Below are 13,159 nucleotides of genomic sequence, written 5' to 3'. Positions count from 1 at the left end.
GGAAGCCGCCGTGCATACTCCCTCAAACGGCACACCGATCCCGCGCACTGAGGTCGAAGCGATCGCACGTGAGTATGCTCAACGCCGCCGAGTTCAGGCCGCGTTGAACCAACCACTTCCCGATCAGCACAGGTTTGCCGGCGAACCCTTTCCAGAAGCCGCCGATGCAGTGCCAGACCGTGTTGTGATTGCCGCGGGCAATCCACAGCTCTATGTCCACGCTGTCGGACTCGGAGTACCGAAATCCCTGGTCGGGACCTATCAGTCAGTGGTCACCGAGGACGCTTACACCTTGTTCGACCCGACCACTGGTGAGGAAGCGGTGTATTTTCCGCTGCCAATTCGCACCGCTGAAACAGTCAGGCGGTATCCGTTGTGGAGAGTCGTTGGAGCCAGAATGCGTGGAGCTACGAAGACGTGGCTGACGAAACAGCATGACTATCTGCTCAAGCATTTCCCATCCGAGGCACCAGCTGACCGGACCGTCACGATATGTCACTGAAGAAAAGACAACCCCGCCCAGAGTGTCTGCAACCTAGTGAGTCAGGTTGTCAGCACGCTGGTGAGCGAGGTTGTCAGCAAGGTAATGAGTGAGGTTGTCAGCAAGGTCGCGAGTTTCCACACAAGGTTGCTGGGCCGCCGTCAGGTAGTAATTGGGGTCAGGTGGTTGAGCGTTGGGCAGTGTCGACGACGTTCTTGAGCAGCAGGGCTCGAGTCATCGGTCCGACGCCTCCCGGGTTCGGTGAGACCCAGGACGCCACCTCGGCGACCTTCGGGTCCACGTCTCCGACGATCGTCGACTTCCCCGTCTCCGGGTCCGTCTCCCGTGAGACGCCCACGTCGAGGACGATCGCGCCGGGCTTGACCGCCTCCGCCTTCACGATGCGAGCCGCACCGGCGGCCGCGACGATGACATCGGCCTGACCCAGCAGCTCGTCGAGGTTGCGGGTGCCGGTGTGCGTCAGCGTCACCGTCGCATTGTGCTCACGTCGGGTCAGCAGCGACCCGATCGAACGGCCGACGGTGACCCCGCGGCCGATGACGACGACGTGCTTGCCGGCCAGTTCGATGCCGTTGCGGGTGATCAGCTCGATCACCCCGCGCGGAGTGCACGGCAGCGGGGTCGTGATCTCCGAGTTGACGTTGAGCATGAGACGCCCGAGGTTCGTCGGATGCAGCCCGTCGGCGTCCTTGGCCGGGTCGATCGCTTCGAGGATCGTGTCCGTGTCGATATGGTCCGGCAGCGGCAGCTGCACGATGTAGCCGGTGCACTCGTCATCGTTGTTGAGTTCATCGATGACAGCCAACAGCTCATCCTGGCTCACCGACTCCGGAAGGTCACGACGGATCGACTGGATCCCGACCTCGGCACAGTCACGGTGCTTGCCCGCGACGTACCATTTCGAACCGGGGTCCTCCCCCACCAGCACGGTGCCGAGGCCCGGGACGATCCCGGAGTCGGCCAGGGCCGCCACCGTCTCGGTGAGTTCGGCCTTGATCTGCTTCGCACAGGCTCTGCCGTCGAGGATCTGCGCGCTCATCAGTACTGCTCCAGACCTTCGTAGAGCGGGAAATCGTCGCTGAGCTTCTTCACGCGAGCAGCCAGCACTTCGACGTCGGCGCCGGGCTTGAGCGCTTCGGCGATGACGTCGGCGACCTCGGTGAACTCCTTGTCCCCGAATCCGCGGGTGGCCAGTGCCGGAGTGCCGATGCGCAGTCCGGAGGTGACCATCGGCGGGCGCGGGTCGAACGGCACGGCGTTGCGGTTGACGGTGATGCCGACCGCGTGGAGAAGATCCTCGGCCTGCTGTCCGTCGAGGACCGAGTTGCGCAGGTCGACGAGCACGAGGTGGACATCGGTGCCGCTGGTGAGCACGGTGGCCCCGGCTTCGGCGACATCGGAGGCCAGCAGACGGTCAGCCAGGATCTGTGCACCGCGGACGGTGCGTTCCTGACGTTCCTTGAACTCGGCGGAGGCGGCGAGCTTGAAGGCCACTGCCTTCGCCGCGACGACGTGCATGAGCGGTCCGCCCTGCTGGCCCGGGAAGACAGCGGAGTTGAGCTTCTTCGCGTACTCCTCCTTGCCGAGGATGAAACCGGAGCGAGGTCCGCCGATCGTCTTGTGCACCGTCGAGGACACGACATCGGCGAACGGCACGGGGTTCGGGTGCAGACCGGCGGCGACGAGCCCGGCGAAGTGGGCCATATCGACCCACAGCTTCGCATCGACTTCGTCGGCGATGTCGCGGAAAGCCTGGAAGTCCAGCTGACGAGGATAGGCCGACCAGCCGGCGACGATGACGTCGGGGCGGTGTTCGAGAGCCTTCTCGCGCACCTTGTCCATATCGATGCGGTAGGTGTCGGGGTCGACCTCGTAGGAGGCGACGTCGTAGAGGCGCCCGGAGAAGTTGATCTTCATCCCGTGGGTGAGGTGTCCGCCGTGGGCCAGGGACAGGCCGAGCATCTTGTCACCCTGACGAGCCAGGGCGTGCATGACTGCAGCGTTGGCCGAGGCACCGGAGTGGGGCTGGACGTTCGCGTAGTCGGCTCCGAAGAGGCTCTTGGCGCGGTCGATGGCGAGGTTCTCTGCCACGTCGACGTATTCGCAGCCGCCGTAGTAGCGCTTGCCGGGATAGCCCTCGGCGTACTTGTTCGTCAGCACCGACCCCTGTGCTTCCAGCACGGCGCGGGGGACGAAATTCTCCGAGGCGATCATCTCAAGCGTCGACCGCTGGCGGCCCAGCTCGAGGTCGAGGACTTCGGCGATCTGCGGGTCGATGTCGGCAAGCGAGGCCTGCATCGAGTTTTCGGTCATGAGTACTCTCCTGTGGCATCCGATGATGGGAGCGAAGCAACGCGCACACTGCGGCCGTCACCCGGCACCATGCTAACAGCGACCCCGCCTGCTTCCGGGGCTGCGACCGCCATCCGGATGCCGATGCCGGATGGGTGGAATCCGCATCCACCGATTAGGATCGAGACCATGAGCTGCGAATGGATCCTGAGAGTCACCTGCCCCGATTCGACCGGAATCGTCCATGCCGTGACCGGGGTGCTCGCAGGCCTCGGCGGCAACATCACCGAATCGCAGCAGTTCTCCTCCCCCGATTCGCGTCAGTTCTTCCTGCGCGTCCAATTCTCGACGCCCGCGCAGACCTCGGCTCAGACCGTGGAAGACGGCCTCGCCGAGGTGGCTCCCCGGTTCGCGATGACCGTGAGTCTGCAGCCGGTGGAGAAGAGGACCCGCACACTGATCATGGTGTCCAAGGCCGCGCACTGCCTCAACACTCTGCTGTTCCGGCATTCGGCCGGTCAGCTGCCCATCGACATCGTCGGCGTCGCCGGCAACCATGACGACCTGCGTCCGCTCGCAGAGTTCCACGGCCACGACTTCCACCATATTCCGATCACCCGGGACACGAAGGCCGACGCCGAGGCGAGGCTCTCGGCTCTCGTCGACGACCTCGATGTCGAGCTCATCGTCTTGGCCCGGTACATGCAGATCCTCTCCCCCGACCTCTGCGACCGCCTCGAGGGTCGGGTCATCAACATCCACCATTCGTTCCTGCCCAGCTTCAAGGGCGCGAAACCCTACCATCAGGCCCATGCCCGGGGTGTGAAGATCATCGGGGCGACCGCCCACTACGTCACGAGCGACCTCGACGAGGGTCCGATCATCGAACAGGATGTGGCCCGCGTCGATCACAATCAGGCGATCGCGGATTTCGTCCGGCACGGTCAGGACGTCGAAGCGGCCGTGCTCGCCCGGGCCGTTGCCTGGCATGCGGAAGGCCGGGTGCTCATGGACGGCCACCGCACCGTCGTCTTCGACTGAACCATCACCTCGCCGAGGCGGCGCGACCCTGACCGGGCTGCCTCGGTGATGGTCGGAGTTCGCCCCGTCGTTTGATGCGGTTCTGACACATCTGCGGGCTTTCCGTGTGCCCGGACCCGAGGCTGGGTTAGCCTCGGACTATGAGAGAGACCCACCTCACACCGGAAGTCGAACTCCGTCGTCTGCCGATCCCCCGCGGACCGGTCAACCTGGCCCGACAGGCCGTGCTGCGCATGGCGAACGTCGGGCTCACCGCCGCCTACGGCGCCTACCGGGCACACCCCGCGATCTGGCGTTTCACCGCCCGCCATTACAACCCGCGGCTCGAACCCTTCGCGAAGCTCAATGCATGGATGATCTGCCAGCAGGCCTCCCTCGATGTGCCGGCGTACCAGGACTATCTTGCGCGTTCCGGTTTCGAGTTCCGGTGGTGGGACCTCGAGGCCTACACGCCGACGTCGAAGGACGAGTTCGTTCGCCGCTACAGCGAGGAACATCGCTGCTGGGACGGTCGGATCGACCGTGTCGGCACTGTCGTCGACGAATCCTCGGGCTCCTCGGGCACCCCATTCAACTGGATGCGGTCGAAGAAGGAGCTCGACACCGTCCATAAGAACGTCGCCGGCTACGTCACGATGCTCTTCGACCACACGGACCTGTTCTGCATCAACGCCTTCTCGATGGGTGCCTGGGCGACGGGGACGAACACGGGGCTGGCCATGGCCAAGGTGGCGATGGTGAAGAACACCGGCCCGGATCTCGAGAAGATCCTCGACACGATGCAGCATTTCGGACCGAACCATTCCTACCTCATCAGCGCCTATCCCCCGTTCCTCAAGCATCTCGTCGACCGGATGGACTCCGAGCCAGACAGATGGGCAGACTTCCGGCTCAATGGGTTCGTCGGCGGAGAAGCGATGACGGAAGGTCTGCGCGACTACCTCGAGGCGCGTTTCGAGCGGGTCTATTCCGGGTACGGCGCCAGCGACCTGACGATCGGGATGGCCGGCGAATCCGACCTCTCGGTCGTCATCCGTCGGGCCTTGGCCCACGATCTCGACTTCCGTGCCGATGCGCTCGGCCCCGACGAGTCTCGCGTGCCGATGGTCTTCCAGTACAACCCGTTGGAGACCTATTTGGAGACCACCGACGACGGTGAACTGGTCGCCACGATCAACTCGGCGGCGGTGATGAGTCCACGGCTGCGCTACAACATCGGAGACGAGGCCACGCTCATCGACTTCCCGACCATGGTCGAGCTCACCCGTCGCCATCCGGATCTGGCGCGAGAGTGTTCGGCGGCGTTCGCCGGCAATGGGATGAAGCTGCCGTTCGTGCTGCTGTTCGGGCGCGCGGATTCGACGATCTCGTATATGGGCGCCAACATCTACCCCCTCGACATCGAGAACGGGCTCTACCGAGACAATCCCCGGGCCCACCTCATCGAGTCCTTCCGCATCGAACTGCGTGAGATCGCCGGGCACGAACAGCGCCCCGCCCTGCACATCCAGCTGCGGGAAGAGTCCCCGTCCATGGACGGGGCTGCGCGGCAGGACCTGGCTGGGACGATCCGGGCCGGGGTGCTCGGACACCTGGCGTCGGTGTCGAGAGACTTCGCGCAGAGCCTGGAGGAGGACCCGACGACCGCGGAGATCCACGTCGAGATCCACGATCACGCCACAGGCCCGTTCGAAACGGCGAACACGAAGATCAAGAACGTCTATGTCCAACGAACGCAGGAGGGTGACGATGCGATCGAATGATTTCTCCCAGGCTCCCCCACAGGCCCGCGCCGAGGCGTTCTTCCTCGGCGCGAACCGCTACCGCAATCCGCTGGCGATGATGGGCCAGCTGCGGAGGTGGCCGCGGGTGGCCAAGGGGCTGAAGGCCTCAGCCGGCTACCTGTGGCATCGCAGCTACTTCGAGTTTCCCGACCGGATCGGACTGATGGTCGCCTTCGCCACCCGTGACGACCTCCTCGCCTATGCACGCACCCCCGAGCATCGGGAGATCATGAAATGGCTGGTCGGCAGCGGCAAGGACTCCCCGGCCCGAGGCGGCTTCATCCGGATCCTCACGGCCGATGAGTGGGGATACACGAATGGTGAGTTCCGAGCCGAGGACGGCCGGTTGGGCATGATCGACGATTTCACGAAACTCAGTTCCGAATGAGACCGCGGCGGGTGCGTTCCCGGGCCGATCTCGCCGAGTTCATCGACCTGGCTCCTCGCCTGGCGCGGGCGCGCGGCGAAGAGGACCACTATGTTCCACTCTTCGCCGCCGATATCCGCGACTGGTTCGCCGGTCGCGGGTGGTTCGACGAACCCGCCGAGCTCTGGCTGTTCGACACCGATCGGGCAGAAGCGGCGGCCCGCGTCATGTGCCACCGGTCGGCAGCATTGGCCGCCGAACTGGGTTCTGCTGACGCAACCGCTGCGCCTCTGTTCTTCGGCGCCGTCGAAGTCGCCGACGAGGAGGCGCTGGACGTGCTGATTGCGTTCCTCGACGAGCGAGCCGAACAGGTGGGAGCATCACGGATCTTCGGTCCCGTCTCTCCCCTGCCGAACGTCACCGGCGGTCTGCTCACCGACGGCGTCCGCCATCCCGGCTTCTTCGACTCAGCGTGGAATCCCGCCTTCTGCTGGCCGGCATTCGCCGCGGCCGGGTTCGAGACCTGGGGGCCGGCACACACGTGGGAGGTGCCCGTCGGTTCCATTCCCGCAGCCCGTGCGACTGCGGTCACCGCTGACGAATGGCGTCGCCTGAGGCTGCGTCGCCGCCCTGTCTCCCGTCTCGGCCTGCGCCGTTTCGCCGACCGGCTGCTGCCGAGCCTCAATGCCGCCTTCTCCGAACTGCCCTATTACACGTCCATCACACCCGCTCAGCTGCGCTCGCAGATGCAGGGCCTGTCCGCCCTGATGGACCCCGATCTCATCATCGACATCACCGGTGCCGACGATCCTGCCGACGCCCCGCCTCGCTGCTTCGCTCTCGTCATTCCCGACCCGGTGCCGATCCTGCGTCGCCACGGCGGCCGCCTCGGTGTGCGCACCGTCTGCGACCTGCTCCGGCACCGTCGCACGATGAGCGACGCGGTGCTCATCATCCAAGGCACCGACCCTCGCTATCAGGGGTCGGGTCTGCTCAGCCTGGCCATCCGCGAACTCAACTGTGCGCTGGTCGCCAAGGGATATCGACGGCTGCGGGTCACGTTCATCGCCGAGGACAATCCCGCCTCGGCGGCGGTCTTCGCCCGTTCCGGGGGCAGGCAGCTGCACCGGCTCGTGTTCGTCGACCGCACCCTGCCTCCGTCCCCGCCCGAGGAGCACCGTTGACACTGACCACTGCCCTCGTCGAGTCGCTCTTCACTGTCGCCGCCTCCGCCCCATCCGCCCACAACACCCAGCCCTGGGTTCCTGAGATCACGAGCTGCACGCCGACGGTCGCCGAGGTGCGGGTCGGGGCCGACCCCGCCCGCGTGCTGCCCCACGGGGACCCGCGCAGTGAGGATCTCCACCTGAGCCTGGGCTGCTGGGTGGAGGCGCTGACGATCGCCGCCGCCGAGGTGGGGCTGCGCACCGAATCGGTCACCGTCCGAGGGCGCGGGCCCACCGTGGACATCCGGGTGCGCTTGGCCACCGGGGAATCCATCGCGGACCCCGCCGAGAGGGATTCCGCGACGGCGGACGGCAGTGTGTGGCCCGCGTTCGGGACCGCGGACCTGCACCATCGTCAGGTCGACCGCGGCCCCTTGGTCCGGGCCGAGGCCCGATTCGCCGAGGCGGCCGCGATCTGTCGCAGCGCCATGGCCGACACAGCGGTCGACCTGGTGGAGGTCCCCGACCGCGCCTGGCGGGCATGGCTGCGTCGTGCCGCACTGCATTCCTTCGGTGACCGACCGGTGTTCGCCGAGACCTTGCGGTGGCTGCGCTTCGACCCCGCCGATCCGCGCTACCACCGGGACGGACTCACCGCCGAGTGTCTGCGCATCCCGGCGGCAGGTGCTCGAGCCGCTGTCTTCCTCGATCGCCCCTGGCTGCGCTCCTGGATCGTCGGCCTGACATCGGTGGGGCTCAGACCATTCGCACTCGCGGACTCCGCGATGAGGTCATTCGCGAACTCGGATCGGGGATCACGACGGTCGACCCTGCGCCGTTCATTGCGTGCGGGACTTCGGCGGACCTCTGCGGCAAAGCCCACCTCGTCTGCTCGTCACGACCGACGTCATTCCCATCATCTGGTCCTGTCCGTCCCCGATCGACCGACGCTGTCGGCCGCGGACGAGGTGGGGGTCGGACGGATCCTGCTGCGGCTCTGGCTGACACTCGACCGGCACGGGCTGCGCGTCGATGTCCACTCCGAAGTCAAGGACAGTCCGACCGTCCGACGCGAATTGGCGACCTTCCTCCGCGGTCGGCCGATCGCGGCCTTCTCGGCGGGGGCCTCCACCACGCCGGTTCCCCGAGCACCCCGTCTGCCGACTGTCTGACGCTGGCGTCTGTCGAGCCCTGCTGTCGGAGGCAGGTCGAGGTGTATCTTCACACCAGGTAGGCGCACAGGGAATTCACACCTCCGACCTCTTGTGCTGTAGGGTCGGCTCGGTCTATCAAAGGAGCTGAGTTCAGATGTCGGAAACCACTTTCCGTATGATCGCGATCGTCCTCTACTTCATCGGCATGCTGGCCATCGGCTGGTTCGCCTACCGCAAGACGAGGAACAACCTCGATGAATATATGCTCGCCGGCCGTGGACTGCGGCCAGGCGTTGCCGCTCTCAGCGCCGGCGCCTCGGATATGTCCGGCTGGCTGCTCATGGGGCTGCCCGGCGCCATCTACGTCTCCGGTCTCATCGAAGCGTGGATCGCCGTCGGCCTCACCGTCGGCGCGTGGATCAATTGGAAGATCGTCGCACCCCGACTGCGCGCGTTCACGGAGAAGGCCGACGATTCGATCACGATCCCCAGCTTCTTCGAACAGCGCCTGAAGGATCGGACACGACTGCTGCGCATCGTGTGCGGCATCATCATCCTCGTCTTCTTCACCTTCTACGTCTCTTCGGGCATGGTGGCGGCCGGAAAGTTCTTCGAGTCGAGCTTCGGACTCAACTACCTCGGCGGAATGCTCCTCGTCGCCGCGATCACCATGGTCTACACCCTCTTCGGCGGCTTCCTCGGTGCAACTCTCACCGACGTCGCCCAGGGGCTGCTGATGTTCGCCGCTCTCATCGCCGTGCCGATCGTCGCCGTCATCAACGCCGGCGGCCCCTCGACCGTCATCAGCAACGTCACCGAGATCGACCCCGGCCTGCTCAGCCTCGTCGGCTCGGGAGACTTCTGGACCTTCGCCACGATCGCATCCATCGTCTCCGCGCTGGCCTGGGGACTGGGCTACTTCGGACAGCCGCACATCATCGTGCGCTTCATGGCTCTGCGCACTCCTGCCGATGCCGGCGTCGCCCGGCGCATCGGCATCAGCTGGATGGCGATCTCCGCTCTCGGCGCCATCGCCACCGCCATCGTCGGCATCTCCTACTTCTCCCAGCACGCGGACATGGAGCCCGCCGATGCCGAGACCGTCTTCCTCGACCTCGCGCAGATCCTCTTCCACCCATTCATCGCCGGCCTCGTGCTGGCAGCGGTGCTGGCTGCGATCATGTCGACGATCTCCTCGCAGCTCGTCGTCACGTCATCGGCGCTCATCGAGGACCTCTTCAAGATCGTCGCCCTGCGCACCGGTTCCACACGCACTCTGCAGGACAAGACCTATGTGCTGCTCGGCCGCCTCGGCGTGCTCGTCGTCGCCATCATCGCGGTGGTGCTCGCGATCTCGCCGTCGAACAGCATCCTCGACCTCGTCGCATTCGCATGGGCAGGATTCGGCGCATCCTTCGGCCCGATCGTCCTGCTCACTCTGTTCTGGAAGCGACTGAGCAACTGGGGCGCCCTGTTCGGTCTGCTCTCCGGTGCGGTGGTGGCCTTCGTCTGGGGGCAGGTGAGCACTCCGATGACGGACGCGATCTACGAGATCATTCCCGGCTTCATCGTCAACCTCGTCGTCGCCGTCGTCGTCAGCCGCTTCACCTACAAGCACGATGAGGCCTCTGACATCGAGTTCGACGAGTCCGTGGCGCTCTCCCGAGCCAAGTGAGAGCGAACGTGTGACGGTGAGAGCCGACGCACGACGGCGCGGGGCGTGAGAGCCGACGCACGCGTGGAAAAGGCCGGGGCATGTGTGCCCCGGCCTTCTTCGTGCCCCGGCCTGCGTCGTGCCCCGGCCTTCTTCGTATCGACACGTCAGTACGACCCATGGCCTACCCGCCATCGGTGCACCGAACGGATCGCGCCTCAGGTTGCGTACCCGAATAATCGCTTTTCGTTCCAATCATCTGAATCGAGAGCGATGATCGGAACGAAAAGCGATTATTCACGCCGAGGTGGCCAGACAGGTGCGTCCACACTGACCCCGCCGAGGCGGCCTGCACGACCTTGTCGACCGCCGCACCAGCGGTGAAGACACGTCGGGCGGGCACCTGTGCAGGTGCCCGCCCGACGTGTCTGACTCACGGCTCGGCAGATCCCGGCCGAGAGTCGGTCGAGGAGTTTACTTCTCCTCGGCAGCCTCGTCAGCGGTCTCGGCGTCAGCCTCGACAGCATCGGCCTCGACAGCGGCGTCCTCGGTGGGCGCCTCGTCGACGACCTCGGCCTCAACCGGTGCCTCTTCAGCCGGAGCGGCAGCGGCGGTGGCCTGTTCGGCTTCCTTCACGGTCGCCTGCTTCGGCGAGTAGGGCTCGAGGACCAGTTCGATGACGGCCATCGGGGCGTTGTCGCCGGGGCGAGGACCGATCTTGGTGATCCGGGTGTATCCACCGGGACGCTCGGCCATCGTTTCGGCGATCGAGGTGAAGAGCTCGTGCACGATCGACTTGTCGGAGATCTGGCCGAGCACGCGACGACGTGCGGCCAGGTCACCCTTCTTGGCGTTCGTGATCATGCGCTCGGCAACCGGGCGCAGGCGCTTGGCCTTGGTCACGGTCGTCTTGATCTGCTTGTGCTCGAACAGCTGGGCTGCCAGGTTGTTGAGCATCATGCGCTCGTGTGTGGGCGATCCGCCGAGGCGGGGACCCTTGGTTGGGGTTGGCATTGTCAGTTACTCCTAGGTCTTAATCAGTACTGTTCGTCTTCGACGTAGGACTGGTCCTCATCAACGAGTCCGGCTTCGAAGCCGGCAGGACTGTCCTTGAGGCTCAGGCCGAGCTCGTTGAGCTTCGCCTTGACCTCGTCGATCGACTTCGAACCGAAGTTGCGGATATCCATCAGATCGGCTTCGCTGCGAGCAACGAGCTCACCGACGGTGTGGATGCCTTCGCGCTTGAGGCAGTTGTAGGAGCGCACGGTCAGGTCGAGATCTTCGATCGCCAGCGCCAGGTCGGCGGCCAGTGCCGCGTCCACAGGCGAGGGTCCGATCTCGATGCCTTCAGCTTCGACGTTGAGCTCTCGAGCCAGGCCGAAGAGTTCGACCAGGGTCTTGCCCGCAGATGCGATGGCATCGCGCGGGGTCATCGAGGGCTTGGTTTCGACGTCGAGGACCAGTCGGTCGAAGTCGGTGCGCTGTTCGACACGCGTGGCTTCGACCTTGTAGGTGACCTTGAGAACCGGGGAGTAGATCGAATCGACCGGGATCCGGCCGATCTCTGCATCCGCGTTCTTGTTCTGAGCGCTCGAAACGTATCCGCGTCCACGTTCGATGGTCAGTTCCATGTCCAGACGCCCCTCACCATTCAGCGTGGCGATGTGCAGGTCCGGATTGTGGATCTCGACCCCGGCGGGAGCAGAGACATCGGCAGCGGTCACGGTGCCGGGTCCCTGCTTGCGCAGGTAGGCGACAACCGGTTCGTCGAATTCGGACGATACGACCAGGGACTTCAGGTTGAGGATGAACTCGGTGACATCCTCCTTGACTCCCGGTACGGTGCTGAACTCGTGGAGCACTCCGTCGATCCGGATGGACGTGACGGCGGCACCAGGGATCGAGGACAGCAGGGTCCGGCGAAGCGAGTTGCCGAGGGTGTAGCCGAATCCGGGCTCGAGCGGTTCGATGGCGAACCGTGAGCGGTTATCGGAGACGACTTCTTCCGTGAGCGTTGGGCGCTGTGCAATGAGCACGTGGGCTTCCTTTCAGCGAACATCCGCTATATGACGTTCGCACTGCACGTCATGGCTCTGAGGCCATGAAGAACGGTTCGGGTTATCTGGGAATCCGTTCTGCGACCGATGTCGGACAAGTGCCCGTCATCCGTTGCAGTTCCACGGAAGGATCAGCCGCGGCGGCGCTTGGGGGGACGGCAGCCGTTGAACGGAACGGGGGTGACATCCTGGATGGTTCCCAGTTCCAGGCCGGCGGCCTGCAGCGAACGGATGGCCGTCTCGCGGCCCGAGCCCGGTCCCTTGACGAACACGTCGACCTTCTTCAGGCCGTGTTCCTGCGCCCGGCGAGCAGCCGATTCAGCAGCCATCTGAGCGGCGTACGGGGTCGACTTGCGCGAACCCTTGAAGCCGATCTCACCTGAGGAGGCCCAGGAGATGACAGCACCGGTCGGATCGGTGATCGACACGATGGTGTTGTTGAAGGTTGATTTGATGTGAGCCTGGCCGGCAACGATATTCTTCTTCAGCTTGCGGCGAGGCTTGCGCACTGTAGCGGCGCGTGACTTGGGAGGCATATGTCCTACTCCTGATCGAGGTGGTTGGCGCTGGCCAACCGGGTGAGCGTGTTACTTCTTCTTACCGGCCACGGTGCGCTTGGGTCCCTTGCGGGTACGCGCATTGGTCTTGGTCCGCTGACCGCGAACCGGCAGACCGCGGCGGTGACGCAGGCCTTCATAGCTTCCGATTTCGACCTTGCGGCGGATATCGGCGGCCACCTCACGACGGAGGTCACCCTCAACCTGGAATGTGCCCTCGATGTAGTCACGCAGCTGGACGAGCTCTGCGTCGCTCAAGTCCTTCACACGGGTATCAGGGCTGATTCCCGTTTCGGTCAGGGTCTGGCGCGCACGGGTGCGGCCCACACCATAGATGTAAGTCAAGGCGACTTCCACACGCTTTTCACGCGGGATGTCGACTCCGGCAAGTCGTGCCATGGGTACTGTCTCCTGTTGTTGTTTCGGAGGTGCTGATGCAGACCTGTCCTTGGTCTCCCAAGGTCTCCGGCCCCCGACCGGAGGTATCGTCCTGTGTCCGTTCCGCCGAAGCTCTCACTTCTCGCGGGTCCGAACGCAGATGGCGAGGTCTGCGCGGGTGTGGTGCTGCTGAAGCCCCTCTCGGAG

Annotated in this window: 13 protein-coding genes; 7 read left to right on the top strand and 6 right to left on the bottom strand. The window is 64.9% G+C overall.

Going from position 1 to position 13,159, the window contains the following annotated elements; genetic code table 11:
• A partial coding sequence (locus tag BLIN9172_RS18155; RefSeq protein WP_180956960.1) for a hypothetical protein occupies positions 1–502 on the top strand: 502 nt, incomplete at its 5' end.
• A gap of 157 nt (positions 503–659) precedes the next feature.
• Here the strand turns inward: BLIN9172_RS18155 and BLIN9172_RS13300 are convergent.
• Positions 660–1,541 (bottom strand): bifunctional methylenetetrahydrofolate dehydrogenase/methenyltetrahydrofolate cyclohydrolase, encoded by an 882-nt coding sequence (locus BLIN9172_RS13300; protein WP_101555484.1) that lies wholly within the window; start codon positions 1,539–1,541, stop codon positions 660–662.
• Positions 1,541–2,815, bottom strand: a complete 1,275-nt coding sequence (gene glyA, locus BLIN9172_RS13295) for a serine hydroxymethyltransferase (RefSeq protein ID WP_101555483.1) — start codon at positions 2,813–2,815, stop codon at positions 1,541–1,543. The genes BLIN9172_RS13300 and glyA overlap by 1 nt, the downstream gene beginning before the upstream one ends.
• Before the next feature lie 168 nt (positions 2,816–2,983).
• Between glyA and purU the strand changes: the two genes are divergently transcribed.
• The 6 genes from purU to putP all read left to right on the top strand — a co-directional run bounded on the left by purU (position 2,984) and on the right by putP (position 9,981).
• Positions 2,984–3,835 (top strand): formyltetrahydrofolate deformylase, encoded by an 852-nt coding sequence (purU, locus tag BLIN9172_RS13290; protein WP_025777883.1) that lies wholly within the window; start codon positions 2,984–2,986, stop codon positions 3,833–3,835.
• A gap of 140 nt (positions 3,836–3,975) precedes the next feature.
• Positions 3,976–5,598, top strand: coding sequence for a phenylacetate--CoA ligase family protein (locus BLIN9172_RS13285; protein WP_101555482.1), 1,623 nt, complete (start codon positions 3,976–3,978; stop codon positions 5,596–5,598).
• The gene (locus tag BLIN9172_RS13280) at positions 5,585–6,007 is read left to right on the top strand and encodes a hypothetical protein (protein WP_101555481.1); all 423 of its coding nucleotides are present in this window, start codon (positions 5,585–5,587) and stop codon (positions 6,005–6,007) included. The genes BLIN9172_RS13285 and BLIN9172_RS13280 overlap by 14 nt, the downstream gene beginning before the upstream one ends.
• A gap of 11 nt (positions 6,008–6,018) precedes the next feature.
• Positions 6,019–7,170, top strand: coding sequence for a GNAT family N-acetyltransferase (locus tag BLIN9172_RS13275; RefSeq protein ID WP_101555480.1), 1,152 nt, complete (start codon positions 6,019–6,021; stop codon positions 7,168–7,170).
• Positions 7,167–8,324 carry a hypothetical protein gene (locus tag BLIN9172_RS13270; RefSeq protein WP_101555479.1) on the top strand — a complete coding sequence of 386 codons (1,158 nt, stop codon included), beginning with the start codon at positions 7,167–7,169 and terminating at the stop codon, positions 8,322–8,324. The genes BLIN9172_RS13275 and BLIN9172_RS13270 overlap by 4 nt, the downstream gene beginning before the upstream one ends.
• 136 nt (positions 8,325–8,460) lie before the next feature.
• Positions 8,461–9,981 (top strand): sodium/proline symporter PutP, encoded by a 1,521-nt coding sequence (gene putP / locus BLIN9172_RS13265; protein ID WP_101555478.1) that lies wholly within the window; start codon positions 8,461–8,463, stop codon positions 9,979–9,981.
• Between the two features lie 453 nt (positions 9,982–10,434).
• On the opposite strand, the gene rplQ is transcribed toward putP, so the two are convergent.
• The 4 genes from rplQ to rpsM form a co-directional block, all read right to left on the bottom strand.
• The gene (gene rplQ, locus BLIN9172_RS13260; RefSeq protein WP_101555477.1) at positions 10,435–10,974 is read right to left on the bottom strand and encodes a 50S ribosomal protein L17; all 540 of its coding nucleotides are present in this window, start codon (positions 10,972–10,974) and stop codon (positions 10,435–10,437) included.
• A 23-nt stretch (positions 10,975–10,997) separates the two neighbouring features.
• Complete coding sequence (locus tag BLIN9172_RS13255; RefSeq protein ID WP_025777903.1) at positions 10,998–11,996, bottom strand: DNA-directed RNA polymerase subunit alpha; 999 nt, start codon at positions 11,994–11,996, stop codon at positions 10,998–11,000.
• A gap of 152 nt (positions 11,997–12,148) precedes the next feature.
• Entirely contained in the window at positions 12,149–12,553 is a 405-nt protein-coding gene (rpsK, locus tag BLIN9172_RS13250) for a 30S ribosomal protein S11 (protein ID WP_025777904.1), read from the bottom strand.
• Between the two features lie 51 nt (positions 12,554–12,604).
• A complete protein-coding gene (gene rpsM, locus BLIN9172_RS13245) occupies positions 12,605–12,973 on the bottom strand; it encodes a 30S ribosomal protein S13 (protein WP_025777905.1) in 369 nt (122 codons plus the stop codon).
• Positions 12,974–13,159: the final 186 nt, after the last annotated feature.

Origin of the sequence: Brevibacterium linens ATCC 9172 (assembly GCF_900169165.1) — a bacterium.
GTDB lineage: Bacteria > Actinomycetota > Actinomycetes > Actinomycetales > Brevibacteriaceae > Brevibacterium > Brevibacterium linens.
Note: the sequence above shows the minus strand (reverse complement) of the source record. Positions and strands in the feature narration are given on the sequence as shown.

Excerpts from the sequence above, each read along its gene's own strand:
- BLIN9172_RS13300 (WP_101555484.1), bottom strand. The coding sequence starts at position 1,541 with ATGAGCGCGCAGATCCTCGACGGCAGAGCCTGTGCGAAGCAGATCAAG.
- glyA (WP_101555483.1), bottom strand. The coding sequence starts at position 2,815 with ATGACCGAAAACTCGATGCAGGCCTCGCTTGCCGACATCGACCCGCAG.
- purU (WP_025777883.1), top strand. The coding sequence starts at position 2,984 with ATGAGCTGCGAATGGATCCTGAGAGTCACCTGCCCCGATTCGACCGGA.
- BLIN9172_RS13285 (WP_101555482.1), top strand. The coding sequence starts at position 3,976 with ATGAGAGAGACCCACCTCACACCGGAAGTCGAACTCCGTCGTCTGCCG.
- BLIN9172_RS13280 (WP_101555481.1), top strand. The coding sequence starts at position 5,585 with ATGCGATCGAATGATTTCTCCCAGGCTCCCCCACAGGCCCGCGCCGAG.
- putP (WP_101555478.1), top strand. The coding sequence starts at position 8,461 with ATGTCGGAAACCACTTTCCGTATGATCGCGATCGTCCTCTACTTCATC.
- rplQ (WP_101555477.1), bottom strand. The coding sequence starts at position 10,974 with ATGCCAACCCCAACCAAGGGTCCCCGCCTCGGCGGATCGCCCACACAC.
- rpsK (WP_025777904.1), bottom strand. The coding sequence starts at position 12,553 with ATGCCTCCCAAGTCACGCGCCGCTACAGTGCGCAAGCCTCGCCGCAAG.
- rpsM (WP_025777905.1), bottom strand. The coding sequence starts at position 12,973 with ATGGCACGACTTGCCGGAGTCGACATCCCGCGTGAAAAGCGTGTGGAA.